Below are 15376 nucleotides of genomic sequence, written 5' to 3' on the forward strand. Positions count from 1 at the left end.
CCGATTTCTTTGCGGGACCGCGGGGATTGTAAAGGGGGAGACGGTTTTCTCCCCCTTTACCCGTTCACCTACCACGGTGAGACATTTTCTGCGGAATAATAGTGAACGGAATCCCTCAACACCGTCCCGGAGGCGGCGCTGCGCGCCTGTCCGGGCTACAAGGGCTACGGGTTTCCAGCCATCTGCGGGGCGGTAGCCCGGGTAAGGCGTTTACGCCGCGACCCGGGATTTCCGGGCTACAAAGCAACACAGGCTAGCGGCCAAATTTGCGCGAACCGATAACGCACAGAATCACGCCCAGCGTCGCGGCCAGCATCACTGGGCTGACGGTTTCGTGCAGCAGCGCCGCCGCCAGGCCAAGCCCGAAGAACGGCTGTAAGAGCTGGAGCTGGCTGACGGCGGCGATACCGCCAGCGGCCAGCCCTTTATACCAAAAGATAAAGCCAATAAGCATACTAAAAACCGACACGTAGCCGAGCGCGGCCCAGGTCGATACCGACAGGGCGCTCCATGATGCTGGCTGGGTTATCCACGAGGCAACCAGCATAAAAGGCAAGGCGATAATCAGCGCCCAGCTAATCACCTGCCAGCCGCCGAGCTCCCGGGTCAGCTTCGCGCCCTCCGCATAGCCCAGGCCGCAGACGATCACTGCCGCCAGCATCAGCAGATCGCCGCTGAGCGACGCCGCCGCGTTTTGCGTCAGAGCGAATCCCACCACCAGCAGGCTGCCAATAACCGAAAAGATCCAGAAAGCGCGACGCGGACGCTCGCCGCCGCGCAGCACGCCAAAAATGGCCGTCGTCAGCGGCATAAGCCCGATAAAAACGATCGAATGTGCTGAAGTGACGTGCCGCAGCGCCAGCGCCGTGAGCAGCGGAAAACCGATCACCACCCCTGACGAGACAATCGCCAGCGGCATAAGCTGCGACACGCGCGGGCGTTGTTGGCGAAAGCCGACAACCAGCACGATGGCCAGCAGCCCGGCGATGGAGGCGCGCAGAAAGGTCAACAGAAAAGGGTCCATCTCCAGCACCGCCAGACGCGTCGCGGGCAGCGAACCGCTAAAAATGATGACGCCCAGCAAACCATTAAGCCATCCGGACCATGGCCCCGGCGCCGTGTTATGAACCGCTGAATCTACCACGCTAACCTCGCAATATTGGCTGTGCAGTGCCCGCTTGAGCAATGTCTGAAGCGATGGTAGTGTCCTTAATCTAATACAATCAAATTATTGTCATAGATACATTCACCGATGAAAGCCCGATACAAAACCATTGTCGACAGCTACGCGCAGGCGATTCATCGCGGACAGCTGCCGGCCGGCACCCGCCTGCCGACCCATCGTACCCTTGCCGCCGACGAACGCATCTCGCTGGCCACGGCCACCCGCGTTTATCGTGAACTGGAAGCAATGGGGCTGGTCAGCGGTGAAACCGGGCGCGGCACCTTCGTACGGGATATCTCGCTGCCGCCGGGGCACGGCGTCGATCAGCAGGCGGTGGCGGGCGATGTAGTCGATCTCAACTTCAACTATCCTTCGCTGCCGGCGCAGGGGGATGCGCTGCGCGAGGCGCTCAGGCGGCTGGCGATGGCGGGGGATATTGAATCTCATCTGCGCTACCAGCCTCATGCCGGACGGCTTTCCGAACGCGAAACTATCGCCCGCTATTTGACCGGTAACCGCTTTGCGCCTGACGCGGAAAACGTGCTGATCGTCAGCGGCGCCCAGCACGGGTTGGCGGTGACCGTGATGGGTCTTCTGCGCCCCGGCGATGTGGTGGCGGTTGATGCGCTGACCTATTCGGGCTTTAAGGCCCTGGCCGCGCTTTATCATCTGGAACTGGTGGCGATCCCCTGTCGCGCAGAGGGGCCGGATCTGCAAGCGCTTCACCAGCTGTGCCGGCAGCGGCGGATACGGGCGGTTTATACCATGCCGACGCTGCACAATCCGCTCGGCTGGGTGCTCACTTCTCGCCAGCGGCAGGCGCTGACGGACCTCGCGCGCCTGCATGACCTGCTGATTATTGAAGATACCGCATACGCCTGGCTGGTCGGCAATCCGCCGCCGCCGCTGGCCAGCTATGCGCCGGAAAGAACGGTTTATATCGCCGGTTTTTCGAAAAACGTTGCCACCGGGCTACGCGTGGGGGCGGTAATTTGTCCACCCTACTATCGGCAAGCGATTGAGCGTGCTATACGGGCGACGACCTGGAATACGCCTTCGTTGATGAGTTCACTGATCTGCGCCTGGATTGACGATGGGACGGTTGCGCGTTTTGCGGCGCAGAAGCGACGGGATGCGCGGCTGCGGCAGTCGCTCGCGCGTGAGGCGCTCGGCGCGCTTCCCGTTGTGAGCCATCCGAGTTCGTACTTCCTCTGGCTGCCTCTGGGCGAGGAGAGCCGGGCCGATCGGCTGGTGAAAATGCTGATGGATCGCCACATTTCCGTGTCGACCGCCGAACCATTTTGCGCTGCCGCGAACGTGCCGCAGGCGCTCCGCATCGCCCTGGGTTCGGTTCCCCTGGATAGCCTGCGCGCGGCGCTGGTCCAGGTTCGCGAAGCCGTGGAGTATGAGCAATATCGCTAGCGTTTCGACGACGAGCGATGAGGTGACTAGTTAGTCACTTTTTATGGGGTAAATGGCGGCTTAATAGTGTTTAAATAAATGTTTGTTTTTTATTATTATGATTTGTAAGGTTAATTTTAAATTTGATGACAATTTAAAATTGTTACGGTAGTGTACATAAAACATCAAGTACGGTTGTGCTGTTGACGCTGAGCAAGTGCACGTCCTGAAGATACGACGTTGTTAATCATTTCAGGGGCGGAGCCGCGCCCTGTTCTGTACAGGATCCTTTTTCAATGCAGCAGCTCTACCTTTATATACTGATCGCCAGCCTGACCATTGCCAGTCCCGGCCCCGGTGTACTCCTGACGCTGACTAACACGCTGAATTATAATCTGCGTAATGCGATGGCGGGGATTATTGGGGTGGCGGTGGGGATGGGCGTCATATCGATTATTGCTGCCAGCAGCGTTGGCGTGATTATTACTACCTCTCAACTGACGTTGTTGATAGTCAAGGGGGTTGGGGCGGCCTATTTGATCTATCTGGGTGTAAAGCTCTTTCGCTCGGTGCCCCGCGCGCTGAATCAACCTCTCTCTTCTTCCGATTTAACGATGCCTTCCGCCAGTCAGCGGTTTCGTCAGGGAGTACTGGTGTCGTTGTTCAATCCCAAACCCATTGTGTTTTTTATGGCGCTGTTCCCCCAGTTTATTCATCCGCAGCAGCCCTTTATTCCGCAGTTCAGCGTGCTGTCGATAACCTTCTGTATTCTGGTGGTTGTCATTCATTCACTCTACGGCCTTTTCGCACACAGCGTAAAAACGAAAATGTCGTCCGGAAATGCCTTCGTTAAGCTGAATAAAACTGGTGGCATCGTCTTTATGTGTTTTGCCGTCGGTCTCATTGTATCCGCCGTTCATCCTTATTTGTCGCTATCATCGTGAGGGCGCCGCGTTAAGGCAAGGGGCCTTGCGTTCACCCCATCTGCGCCAGCTGACCACGCAGCACCTCCACGCCTTGTTCGATAGCGTCAGGATTAATGGCGTGAAACCCCATCCGAAAGAAGTTAGCCGGCGGCGCGTCGCTGAGAAAATGCCGCGCGCCGGGCTCAATCAGTACCCCGGCGTGGGCGGCGCGCCAGGTCAGCTGCTGGGTGTTGATTTGCTCCGGCGTGGCCAGCCAGAACGCGTTGGCGTGTTCGCTGCCGGGGATGATTTGGCACTCCGGCAGATGCTGCTGCAGCGCGTTGTTGAGCCGGTCCCAGCGCTGGGCCGAGTCGTAATGGTAGCGCCGCAGGTGGGTTTCATAGTGGCCCTGGGCGAGGAAATGGGCCATCTGATACTGAATATTGGTCGGCGGATGACGGTACACCAGCCGGCGCAACGCTCGGGCTTCATCAATCAGATCCGGGTCAGCGACCATAAAGCCCAGCCGCAGGCCTGGCGATAGCGCTTTTGACAGGCTGCTCACGTAGATGACTCTACCGCAGCGATCGCTGGCCTTCAGCGCCGGCAGCGGGTTGAGCATAAAGTTACTTTCAGAGTCGTAATCGTCCTCAATAATCACCGCGTCATGGCGAGCGGCATGCTCCAGCAGCTGGCTGCGCCGCGCCTTACTCATCGCCACCCCGGTTGGCACCTGGTGTCCGGGCGTCACGTAGTAGTAATCGCAGGAGGCGTCATTCAGGACGATCCCCTGTTCATCCACCGGATGCGGCACGATATCGGTATCGGCGAGCAGAAAGGTGTTAATAGCCTCGCGAAAACAGGGATTCTCCACGCCAACGCGCGTGCTGGATGACATCAGCAGGCGCGTCAGCAGGTAAAGCGCGTTTTGCGAACCGAGGGTAATCAGAATCTCGTCCGGCGCGGCAACAATGCCGCGCTTGGGCAGTACCCGGGTGCGGATCTGCTCAATCAGCATCGGCACGTCCTGATCGATATGATCCACCACCCACGCCGGGTCGCGCACGCCGCCGTGCAGCCAGTTCGCCGCCGAACGCCAGGTCGCCAGCGGAAACTGGCGGGTATCCGGCTGACCGTAGATAAACGGATAGCGGTAGTTCATCCAGCCGGCCGGTTTCAGAATCGACTCCTGCTGGCTGGGCGTGATTTGCAGCCGCGTGCCCCAGCGTGGTGCAGAACGCTCATCCTGGGGTGCAGTTTCTGGCGCGGCGGCGGGGTTGGCGTGCTGATAATCCGGGTGCAGGTAGTAACCGCTGCGCGGACGGCTCAGCAGATAACCTTCGTTAACCAGGCCCTCAAAAACCAGCGCCGTGGTGTTACGCGAGACCCGCAGCTGGCTGGCCAGCTGGCGGCAGGAGGGGAGCGGCGTGTCGGCGGAAAAAATGCCGCCCAGAATGGCGTTAATCAGCGTCTCGCGCACCTGCTCCTGCAAACCGCGGCGCGGGTCGAAATCAACGTGTAACAGGTGTCGGATCATGCCAGGCTCCTTACTCAAACGCTCAGTACAGGAACTGCAGCAAATTCCATACCACCCTGAGAATGACTGACACATCCGCGCGGTGAATCTGGCTCTATCTGGAAATTAAAAACCGTCCCTACAGTGAGAACCGACCCCATCAGGCTATTTTATTTGCCATTTTGGTCCTGGGCAGTGCTCACACTCCTCACGTACGACGTGTACGCTTCGGGTGTTCCGCGCTGTCCGTGTCCAAACTGGCTGCAAGAATGTACGCCTGATGGGATGGCTCTAAAAACGTATTCATCAGTCGCGGTTCGGAACTTCCGTCGGCACATATTTTGCAAAACCTTTTCATGTTCTGGAATGAACACGTCTGGCGAATTAATTAGGGGTGAATTAATGAACAAATCATTAGGTTCAATTTGTCTGGGCGCCATCATGGCGATGGCCTTTTCTTATCACGCAGCTGCCGCGGATCTTCCGGCAATAGAAAAATCCGGCACCCTGAAAGTCGCGACCGAAGATGATTACGCGCCTTTTAACTTTATGAATAACGGCCAGGCGGATGGCTTTAACAAAGATATGCTCGATGAATTACGTAAATACGCGAAATTCAACGTCGACCAGAGCATTCTGCCGTGGACCGGATTATTGGCGGCGGTGTCTACCGGGCAATACGATATGGCGTTAACCGGCGCAGTGATTACCGATGATCGTCTCAAGGTTTTTGATTTCACGCCGCCGTGGGCGTCAGCGCAGCACTATTTTGTTAAACGCGCGGGCGATAATTCTCTGAACACCATTGCCGAACTGAGCGGGAAAAAAGTGGGCGTCCAGGCGGGCAGCGCGCTGCTGGCGCGGCTGCCGGAGCTGAAAGCGATGCTGGAGAAAACCGGCGGTAAGCTGGGGCCGGTAGTGGAGTATCCCTCCTATCCTGAAGCCTACGCCGACCTTGCCAACAAACGGCTGGACTACGTGATTAACGTGGTTATCTCGGTCAACGATCTGGCGAAGGCCAAGCCGAAGGTGTTCGCTAAAGGTCTGGCGGTATCCGGCCCGGGCTATATGGCGTGGCCGATCCCGAAAAACTCGCCGCAGCTGCTGGCCTATATGACCAAGTTTATGAATCACATGAAGGAGACCGGCAAGCTCGCGGAACTACAGAAAAAGTGGTTTGGCGAAACCTATGACGATCTTCCTGACGTGCCAATCACCAGCCCGGAACAGTTCCATAAATTAGCCGGTCTGTAATGGGTTCTGCGGCGGGAAACCGCCGCCTGTTTAGGTGAAGGAGGGCTTCATGGATGCAATTTCCTGGCAGTTACTGATTGAAGGCGCATGGACGACCCTCTGGATTTCGGCCATCGCCATTGCCTTTGGGGTAGTGATTGGTCTGCTGATCGCCCTGGTGCGCATGCTGCGTATCCCGGTTATCGATCAGCTGCTGGTGATCTATATCAGCCTTGCCCGCGCGACGCCGCTGGTCACGCTGGTGCTGTTCCTGTTTCTTTCTCTGCCGACCGTCGGGATTAACCTCGATAAAAACGTCGCGGCGATTGTGGCGCTGACGCTCAATACCTCGGCCTTTAACGCCGAAATCTGGCGCAACGCCTTTCGCACCTTCCCCCGCGAACAGCGGGAAGCGGCGGAGTCGGTAGGAATGCGTCGCTGGGCCTACTTCCGCTATATCATGCTGCCGCAGATGTGGATTGAAAGCCTGCCCGCGCTGGTTAACGAGATGTCGTTCCTGATCAAGGGTAGCCCGGCCATTGCGGTGATTGGCGTGGTGGATTTGACGCGCGTCACTAACCGAATTTCTTCGGTCACCTATGAACCTCTTTCGCCAATTCTGGCGGCGGGTCTGCTGTACGTGGTGATTATTGGCCTGCTGCTGAAACTGCAGGGGATGGCCGAGCGTAAAGCGAAACGTCTGGCGCGATAAATACAGGAGGTACTATGAATCAGTGGGCCGTTATCTGGTCGGTGCGCGACAGCTTTATTGCCGGTTTACTCGCCACCCTTGAGCTTTTTATTACCGCGGCTATCGCCGGATTAATTATCGGCGTGGTCCTGTGCTATTTAACCGAATATCAAAAGAAAACGCTTAACCGGCTTATTATTGCCTTTGTCAGCTTAATGCGGGCGATTCCTTTTTTGATTCTTGCCTATTTGCTCTATTACGGGCTACCGCAAGTTGGTATTAGTATGGAACCGTGGACCGCCGGCCTGATCGCCTTAATTATCTACCATGGCGCCTATTTCTTTGAGATTTTGCGCAGCCAGCGCCGGGTATTTTCCGGCGGCTATATCGAGGCCGCGGTGGCGCAGGGATTTTCGCGCTACAAAATATTCCGCCGCATTATTCTGCCCAATATTCTCTCTTCAGCGCTACCGCTGATGGGCAATCAGCTGATTATCTGCCTGAAAGATACCGCGTTTCTCAGCATTATCACCGTCCAGGAGATAACCGCTGCGGCTAACAGCGTGCAGGCTACTTATTTTATCCCGTTTAACGCTTTTATCGTCGCGATTGGGCTCTACTGGGCGATCAGCATCCTACTGGAGCTGCTGATTAAGCGTCTGAGCGCCTGGGGAGTCAGAAGAGGAATGAGTCATGTCTGATACCACTGCAGTAAGCGTCAAAAACGTCTCTAAACAGTTTGATAACATTGAAGTTCTTCGTGATATCAATCTGACGGTAGAGAAGGGGACCGTGGTGAGCATTCTCGGCTCGTCGGGGTCGGGTAAATCGACGCTGCTGCGCTGCATGAACTGGCTGGAACAGCCGGATCGCGGCGAGATCCGCATCAGCGGCCAGCGGCTGGGTATTGATGAGCATAATGGCCGGGCGATGTCCCACCGCCAGCTATCGAAAATCCGCGAGCGGGTTGGCATGGTGTTCCAGAGCTTTAACCTGTGGCCGCACCTGACGGTGCAGCAGAACGTCAGCGAAGCGCTGCTGCACGTGAAGGGGATGAAGCGTGATGAAGCGAAAACCATCGCCATGCAGCAGCTGGAGAAAGTGGGGATGGCGCATAAAGCCGACGTTTATCCGATTACGCTCTCCGGCGGACAGAAACAGCGGGTGGCGATTGCCCGTTCGCTGGCGATGTCGCCGGAGGTCATTCTGTTTGATGAGCCGACCTCGGCACTGGACCCCGAGCTGGTCAACGAGGTGCTGGGCGTGATGAAGGCGCTGGCCGCCGAGGGCTACACGATGGTGGTGGTGACCCATGAGATGGATTTTGCGCGCCAGGTCTCGGATGAGGTGGTGTTTCTCGAAAAAGGGTTGTTGATAGAGAAGGCGCCGCCGGAGAAGTTTTTCACCAATCCGGATTCCGAACGCGTCAGGCAGTTTTTGCAGAGCAGCCGCTAAGCATCAGCGGTCAATCTCCCCGGTGGCGCTGCGCTTACCGGGGCTACGGGTTTCCAGCCGTTTGCGAAACGGTAGTGGGGAGTAGCCCGGGTAAGGCGTTTACGCCGCGACCCGGGATTTCCGGGCCCGGTGCCTGAGGGAGGCAGATTGGGTAGCCCGGACAGGCGCGGCAGCGCCGCCTCCGGGGGATTTTCCGTCAGCTGTTGGTATCTTTCTGAAACTATGGGACACGCCGCGATGCCCTGGCCCCCGCTGAAATCGGCGAACCGGAGGACCGAAGACAAGGGCTGGCCGCCAGGGATGGCGGACAGAGGCGAATCGAGACAGTGATGTCGAGTTGAGCCGACCGCAGGCTGAGGACCGGGAGGTGAGCGCAGTGCGCAGCACCGATTTCTTTGCGGGACCGCGGGGATTGTAAAGGGGGAGACGGTTTTCTCCCCCTTTACCCGTTCACCTACCACGTTGAGACATTTTCTGCGGAATAATAGTGAACGGAACCCCTGTACACTTTCCCGGAGGCGGCGCTTGACGCGCCTGTCCGGGCTACCGGGCCCGGGCGCGGTGTCTGATACAACCAAACCTTAATCCCGATCGATGGCGAACGGCTGCCAGGCCTGACGCACCGGCATCACTTCGACCCGGTTGATATTCATATGGTCCGGCAGCGTGGCGATATAAAACATCTGTTCGGCAATATCCCGCGCGCTCAGCGGCGTGGTGCCGCGATACAGGTTGTCCGACGCCGCCTGGTCGCCTTTGGTGCGCACCAGGGTAAATTCCGTCTCGGCAATACCCGGCGCGAGATCGGTCACGCGCACTCCGGTCCCGAGCAGATCGCAGCGCAGGTTATAGCTGAACTGCTTCACGAAAGCCTTGCTGGCGCCGTAGACGTGGCTGCCGGGATAGGGCCACTGCCCGGCGATAGAGCCGATATTGATGATGCTCGCCCCCGCGCCGTGGTTAATCAGCGTCGGCAGCAGCGCGTGGGTCACGTTAACCAGCCCGGTGACGTTGGTATCGATCATCGTTTTCCAGTCGTCCAGATCCACTTTCTGCGCGGGCTGCGGCGACAGCGCCAGTCCGGCGTTGTTAATCAATGTCGTGATATCGGCGAACTCAGCGGGCAGCGCCGCTACGGCCGCGGCGACCGCATCGCTATCGCGCACGTCGAGTTCGATAATGTGCACCGGTACCTGCGAGGCGAGCTTGTCCTGTAACTTCTTTAGCCGCTCAAAACGGCGTCCGCTCAGCACCAGCGACCAGCCCGCATCGGCGAAGACCTGCGCCGCCGCTTCCCCAAAACCCGAGGTCGCCCCGGTAATAAACACCACTTTGCTCGTTGCCATTTCATTCTCCTGTGCAGGTTGTCGCTCCCACTATAGAAACCCTTCGCGCGCGGGCACAGGGCCAGTCGGCGCGCGGCGATGTGACACGGTGTCACATCATTTTCGCCTGACTGGCTCTATCCGTTTCTCCTCTGAACGGCCAATGATGAGGCCAACAACAACGACATGAGAGAGGGCAGGGTATGAAGCTGGCACTACAGAACGATGTAGCGATAAGCAATGATGAAGTTCGGCAGCTGGATCGCGCTTATGTGTTTCATTCATGGTCGATGCAGGGCAATTTACATCCGCTGGTGATCGCCGGGGCAAAAGGCTGCGAGCTGTGGGATTACGAAGGCAATACTTACCTCGATTTCAGCAGCCAACTGGTCAACGTCAACATTGGCTATCAGCACCCTCGCGTACTGGCGGCGATGAAAGCCCAGCTGGAAGAGCTGGTGACTATTGCGCCCGCCACCGCCAACCTCGCCCGCGGCGAAGCGGCGAAGCGGATTGTCGAGCTGGCGCCGGAAGGTTTTAGCAAAGTGTTCTTCACCAACGCCGGCGCCGATGCCAACGAGAACGCCATCCGTATGGCGCGGCTCTATACCGGGCGCGATAAAGTGCTCTCCGCCTATCGTTCCTATCACGGCAATACCGGCAGCGCGATTGCCGCCACCGGTGACTGGCGGCGCGTGCCGAACGAGTATTCGCGCGGTCACGTTCACTTCTTTAACCCCTATCTCTACCGCAGCGAATTTAACGCCACGACGGAAGAAGAGGAGTGCCAGCGCGCACTGGCCCATCTGCGGCGGATGATCGAATGTGAAGGTCCGAACGCGATTGCCGCGATTCTGCTGGAGTCAATTCCGGGGACCGCCGGGATTCTTGTCCCGCCGGAGGGCTATATGCAGGGCGTGCGGGCGCTGGCCGACGAGTTTGGTATTGTGCTGATCCTCGATGAAGTGATGGCCGGTTTTGGCCGCACCGGGAGCTGGTTCGCCTTCGAGCAGGACGGCGTAGTGCCGGATCTGGTGACGTTCGCTAAAGGGGTTAACGCCGGCTACGTCCCGGCCGGCGGCGTGCTGATCAGCGAGCCGATCGCCCGCTACTTTGATGACCATTTCTTTGCCGGGGGGCTAACCTATTCCGGTCATCCGCTGGCGATGGCGGCGATTGTCGCCACCATTGACGCGATGAAAGAAGAGAAGGTGGTGGAAAACGCGGCGACCATCGGCAATGAGGTGCTGCGTCCGGGGCTGGAAGCGCTGGCGGAGAAGCACGCGATTATCGGCAACGTGCGCGGCCGCGGTCTGTTCCAGGCGCTGGAGTTGGTCAGCAGCCGCGAATATAAAACGCCGCTGGGCGCGGCCGATATGGCGGCCATTAAAGGCGCGTTGACCGAAGCCGGCCTGCTGGCGTTCGTCGTGGAAAATCGCATTCACGTGGTGCCGCCGTGCACCATCAGCGCCGAACAGGTGACAAAAGGGCTGGCGATTTTTGATGCGGTATTCGCCCGCTTCGCGAGCCTGGCGAAGTAAGAGGATGATTTCCCGGGTCGCGGCGTAAACGCCTTACCGGGCCATCCACTCGTAGCCCCGCTAAGCCTCGCGCAAGCGGGGCTGATTTTCATCCCATCTTAACTCAGTCGCTTATTCTGCCAGCATCTTCCTGCAATCCGGGTTTCTTGATATAACAACCTGATAACACTACGGGAGAGATAAGCGTGCCGGAAATCAATGAATTTGGTCAGCAGGTTAACGATCGCGTGCCGGGCTGGCAGGGCGCGGGGCTTCTGCGCCGCACGGCGTTAAATGGCCGCTTTTGCCGGCTGGAGCCGCTGGATACCGAGCGGCACGCGGCGGATCTGTTTGCTGCCTATGCCCTCGGCGATGACAGCGACTGGACGTGGCTGGCCAGCAACTGCCCGCAGAGCGTGGAGTCAACGGCGCACTGGATCACCGGCAAGGTCATGGACGACGGGCTGGTACCGTATGCGGTTATCGATCTGCACGCCGAGCGGGCCGTCGGGCTGGTCAGCTATATGGCGATTGAACGGGCGATGGGCACGGTGGAGATTGGCCACGTCACCTGGTCGCGGGCGATGAAAAATACGCCACTCGGGACCGAGGCGGTATGGCTGCTGCTGCAAAATGGTTTTGCTCACGGCTATCGTCGGCTGGAGTGGAAGTGCGACTCGATGAATCTCGCCTCCCGCCGCGCCGCCGAACGGCTGGGGTTTACCTGGGAAGGGCGTCTTCGCCAGAGGATGGTGCGTAAAGGACGCACCCGCGATAGCGATATGCTGTCGATTATCGATAGCGAATGGCCCGCGCGCGATGCGGCGCTGCGGGCGTGGCTGGCGCCGGAGAACTTTGATGCTGGTGGACGGCAGATAAAGCGGCTGGAAGATTTTCGTTGAATTCAGGCCGTGCGCCGATGAGTCGCCCGAATAAGCGTAGCGCAATCCGGGAAAATCGCGGTCAGGCCGGGTGAGGCGACGCCGCCACCCAGCATAGATCGTTTAGCGGCGAACCGGCGCATCCCCGGCGACATAATAAGTCGCGGTACTGCGCGGCAGCGACTGGCGGCCGCGAATGGCATCGGCCATTTTTTCGCCAATCATAATCGTGGTCGCGTTAAGGTTGCCGGTAATAATCTGCGGCATAATCGAGGCGTCGACCACGCGCAGGCCTTCCAGCCCGTGAACCCGACCTTCGCCATCGACCACCGCCATCTCGTCGTAGCCCATTTTACAGGTACCGCAGGGGTGGAAGGCGGTTTCCGCATGGTTGCGCACGAACTCATCCAGTTCGGCATCGCTCTGGCACTCAATGCCCGGACTGATCTCCCGGCCGCGATAGTTATCGAGCGCCGGCTGGCTCATGATTTCACGGGTGATGCGAATGGCGTCGCGGAACTCCTGCCAGTCCTGTTCATGCGACATATAGTTGAACAGGATCGCCGGATGCTGGTGCGGGTCGCGCGATTTCAGACGCACGTGCCCGCGGCTCGGGGAGCGCATGGAACCGACGTGGCACTGGAATCCGTGCTCTTTTACCGCGTTTGAACCGTTGTAGTTAATCGCCACCGGCAGGAAATGGTACTGAATATTCGGCCACGCAAACGCCTCGCGGCTGCGGATAAATCCGCCCGCTTCAAACTGGTTGCTGGCGCCGATGCCGGTCCCGCCGAACAGCCACTCGGCGCCGATTTTCGGCTGATTCCACCACTTCAGCGCCGGGTAGAGCGACACCGGCTCTTTACATTCGTACTGCAGGTACATCTCCAGATGATCCTGCAGGTTCTCGCCGACGCCGGGTAGGGCGTGAACCAGCGGAATATCGAACTGGCGCAACAGTTCCGGGTTGCCGACGCCGGAGCGCTGCAGGATCTGCGGCGAGGCGATAGCGCCCGCGCAGAGCAGCACTTCTTTATTGGCGGTGGCTTTTGACGGCGCGGCGCTGTCGCCCTCCAGCCATTCGACGCCGACGGCGCGCTTGCCGGCAAAAATAATATGATCGGTCAGCGCGTGGGTGCGAATAGTCAGATTGGGACGCGCGCGGGCCTGGTCGAGATAGCCGCGCGCGGTACTGGCGCGGCGTCCCTGCGGCGTCACGGTACGATCCATCGGGCCAAACCCTTCCTGCTGATAGCCGTTGAGATCGTCGGTGCGGGGGTAGCCGGCCTGTACGCCGGCTTCAATCATCGCGTGGAACAGCGGATTATTGCCCAGCTTTGGCGTGGTGACGCTGACCGGGCCGTCGCCGCCGTGGTAGTCGTTGGCGCCGATATCGCGGGTTTCCGCTTTGCGGTAGTAGGGCAGGCAGTCGAGGTAGCTCCAGTGCTCCAGCCCCGGCGCCGAGGCCCAGTTGTCGAGATCCATGGCGTTGCCGCGGATATAGCACATGCCGTTAATTAACGAGGATCCGCCGAGGCCCTTTCCGCGTCCGCACTCCATGCGGCGATTGTTCATATGCGGTTCAGGCTCGGTCTCGTAGGCCCAGTTATAGCGCCGACCGTGGAGGGGAAAGGCCAGCGCGGCGGGCATCTGGGTGCGGAAGTCGAAACGGTAATCCGGGCCGCCCGCTTCCAGCAGCAGGACGGTGGTATCGGGATCTTCCGTCAGTCGTGTCGCCAGTACGTTGCCGGCGGAACCGGCACCAATAATAATGTAGTCAAACTGCAAAAATGACCTCCTGGTTAAAATATGGATTGAAACTGACCCATCTCAACCTGGATGGATTTTATCTGGGTGTAGCTGTGCAGCGTCTGCACGCCGTTTTCGCGGCCAATGCCGGAGTGCTTGTAGCCGCCGACCGGCATCTCCGCCGGGGATTCGCCCCAGGTGTTGATCCAGCAGATCCCGGCCTCCAGCCGATGAATCAGGCGATGGGCGCGGTTTAAATCCGGGGTGACGACGCCGGCGGCGAGGCCATATTCGGTGGCGTTGGCGCGGCGGAGGGCCTCTTCTTCATCGTCGTAGCTCAGAATCGACATCACCGGGCCGAAGATCTCTTCGCGAACGATGGTCATCTGGTCATCGCAGTCGGTAAACACCGTCGGGGCGACCCACGCGCCGTGGTCGAAGCCTTCGCCTTTCAGCGCTTCGCCGCCGCAGAGCAGGCGCGCGCCTTCTTGCTTACCGGTCTCGATGTAGCGCAGCACGTTATCGCGATGCGGAAAGCTCACCAGCGGCCCGAAGTTGGTGCCTTCAGCGAACAGATCGCCGGGGCGGATACGCGCCACGCGCGCGAGGATTTTCTCTTCAAACGCCGCTTTCAGGCGTGCCGGAACGAATACCCGGGTGCCGTTGGTGCAGACCTGGCCTGAACTGTAGAAGTTAGCCATCATCGCGATGTCGGCGGCGAGGTCGAGGCTGGCGTCTTCGCAGACGATCAGCGGTGATTTGCCGCCCAGCTCCATGGTTACTTCTTTCAGTGAAGAAGCGGCGGCGTTAGCCATCACTTTTTTGCCGCTGGCGACGCCGCCGGTAAAGGAGATTTTGGCGATGTCCGGGTGCTCGGTGAGATACTGACCGGTTTCGGCGCCCGTGCCCGGTAGCACATTAAACACGCCTGCCGGCAGGCCCGCTTCGCGGTAGATCTCCGCCAGCTTCAGAGCGGTGAGCGGGGTAACTTCACTCGGTTTAAAGATCATCGCGTTACCGGCCGCCAGCGCCGGGGCCGATTTCCACAACGCGATCTGGATCGGGTAGTTCCAGGCGCCGATCCCGGCGACCACGCCCAGCGGTTCCCGGCGGGTATAGACAAATGCGCTGTCGCGCAGCGGGATTTGGCTGCCTTCCAGCGCCGGGATCAGGCCCGCGTAGTACTCCAGCACATCCGCGCCGGTGACGATATCGACGGCGGCGGTTTCGCTCAGAGGTTTGCCGGTATCGAGGGTTTCCAGACGCGCCAGTTCGTCGTTGCGAGCGCGCAGAATATCTACCGCTTTACGCAAAATGCGCGAACGTTCCATGGCGCTCATCGCCGCCCAGATTTTTTGCCCTTTTTGGGCGCTTTTTACCGCCCGGTCGACATCTTCGCGCCCGGCGGCCTGGACGGTCGCCAGCACTTCCCCGTTGGCGGGGTTAATCGTCTCGAAGGTTTTACCGCTGGTGGCGGATACATAACCACCGTCGATGTAAAGCTGCTGTTCGGCCATTCGGGACATGGGTCCTCC

General features: G+C 59.1%; 13 protein-coding genes. 8 read left to right on the forward strand and 5 right to left on the reverse strand.

The genetic code is table 11. The annotated features are described in order from the left end of the window. Positions 1–253 precede the first annotated feature (253 nt). Complete coding sequence (locus KCG39_RS25830; protein WP_123828357.1) at positions 254–1144, reverse strand: DMT family transporter; 891 nt, start codon at positions 1142–1144, stop codon at positions 254–256. A 108-nt stretch (positions 1145–1252) separates the two neighbouring features. On the opposite strand from KCG39_RS25830, the gene KCG39_RS25835 reads away from it, so the two are divergent. Both KCG39_RS25835 and KCG39_RS25840 read left to right on the forward strand, forming a co-directional pair. Further along, entirely contained in the window at positions 1253–2587 is a 1335-nt protein-coding gene (locus KCG39_RS25835) for an aminotransferase-like domain-containing protein (RefSeq protein ID WP_049113176.1), read from the forward strand. A 275-nt stretch (positions 2588–2862) separates the two neighbouring features. Continuing rightward, the gene (locus tag KCG39_RS25840; protein ID WP_004130257.1) at positions 2863–3510 is read left to right on the forward strand and encodes a LysE family translocator; all 648 of its coding nucleotides are present in this window, start codon (positions 2863–2865) and stop codon (positions 3508–3510) included. Positions 3511–3541: 31 nt separating this feature from the next. Here KCG39_RS25840 and pdxR read toward each other — a convergent pair whose 3' ends face one another. Next, positions 3542–5008: a MocR-like pyridoxine biosynthesis transcription factor PdxR gene (pdxR, locus tag KCG39_RS25845; protein WP_049113177.1), complete on the reverse strand. Its 1467-nt coding sequence runs from the start codon at positions 5006–5008 to the stop codon at positions 3542–3544. Between the two features lie 381 nt (positions 5009–5389). On the opposite strand from pdxR, the gene KCG39_RS25850 reads away from it, so the two are divergent. From KCG39_RS25850 to KCG39_RS25865, 4 genes are read left to right on the forward strand one after another with little or no spacing between them, the layout of a single operon-like run. Further along, entirely contained in the window at positions 5390–6241 is an 852-nt protein-coding gene (locus tag KCG39_RS25850; RefSeq protein WP_004130261.1) for a transporter substrate-binding domain-containing protein, read from the forward strand. A gap of 49 nt (positions 6242–6290) precedes the next feature. Further along, complete coding sequence (locus KCG39_RS25855; protein ID WP_049113179.1) at positions 6291–6932, forward strand: amino acid ABC transporter permease; 642 nt, start codon at positions 6291–6293, stop codon at positions 6930–6932. Positions 6933–6946: 14 nt separating this feature from the next. Beyond that, complete coding sequence (locus KCG39_RS25860; protein WP_004130263.1) at positions 6947–7612, forward strand: amino acid ABC transporter permease; 666 nt, start codon at positions 6947–6949, stop codon at positions 7610–7612. After that, a complete protein-coding gene (locus KCG39_RS25865; protein ID WP_009653167.1) occupies positions 7605–8366 on the forward strand; it encodes an amino acid ABC transporter ATP-binding protein in 762 nt (253 codons plus the stop codon). Before KCG39_RS25860 ends, KCG39_RS25865 begins: the two co-directional genes overlap by 8 nt. Positions 8367–8947: 581 nt before the next feature. Here the strand turns inward: KCG39_RS25865 and KCG39_RS25870 are convergent. Beyond that, positions 8948–9712 (reverse strand): SDR family NAD(P)-dependent oxidoreductase, encoded by a 765-nt coding sequence (locus KCG39_RS25870; RefSeq protein WP_004130269.1) that lies wholly within the window; start codon positions 9710–9712, stop codon positions 8948–8950. A gap of 182 nt (positions 9713–9894) precedes the next feature. Here KCG39_RS25870 and KCG39_RS25875 point away from each other — a divergent pair, with 182 nt between their 5' ends. Together KCG39_RS25875 and KCG39_RS25880 are read left to right on the forward strand one after the other, a co-directional pair. Beyond that, entirely contained in the window at positions 9895–11232 is a 1338-nt protein-coding gene (locus KCG39_RS25875; protein ID WP_004130273.1) for an aspartate aminotransferase family protein, read from the forward strand. 185 nt (positions 11233–11417) lie between these two features. Continuing rightward, a complete protein-coding gene (locus KCG39_RS25880) occupies positions 11418–12113 on the forward strand; it encodes a GNAT family N-acetyltransferase (RefSeq protein WP_049122985.1) in 696 nt (231 codons plus the stop codon). A 102-nt stretch (positions 12114–12215) separates the two neighbouring features. Here KCG39_RS25880 and betA read toward each other — a convergent pair whose 3' ends face one another. Beyond that, positions 12216–13880 (reverse strand): choline dehydrogenase, encoded by a 1665-nt coding sequence (gene betA / locus KCG39_RS25885; protein ID WP_142467823.1) that lies wholly within the window; start codon positions 13878–13880, stop codon positions 12216–12218. Between the two features lie 14 nt (positions 13881–13894). Beyond that, on the reverse strand, positions 13895–15367 hold the full coding sequence (betB, locus tag KCG39_RS25890; RefSeq protein ID WP_004130286.1) for a betaine-aldehyde dehydrogenase: 1473 nt from the start codon (positions 15365–15367) through the stop codon (positions 13895–13897). Positions 15368–15376 lie beyond the last annotated feature (9 nt).

Source organism: Klebsiella pasteurii (genome assembly GCF_018139045.1).
GTDB classification, from domain to species: domain Bacteria; phylum Pseudomonadota; class Gammaproteobacteria; order Enterobacterales; family Enterobacteriaceae; genus Klebsiella; species Klebsiella grimontii.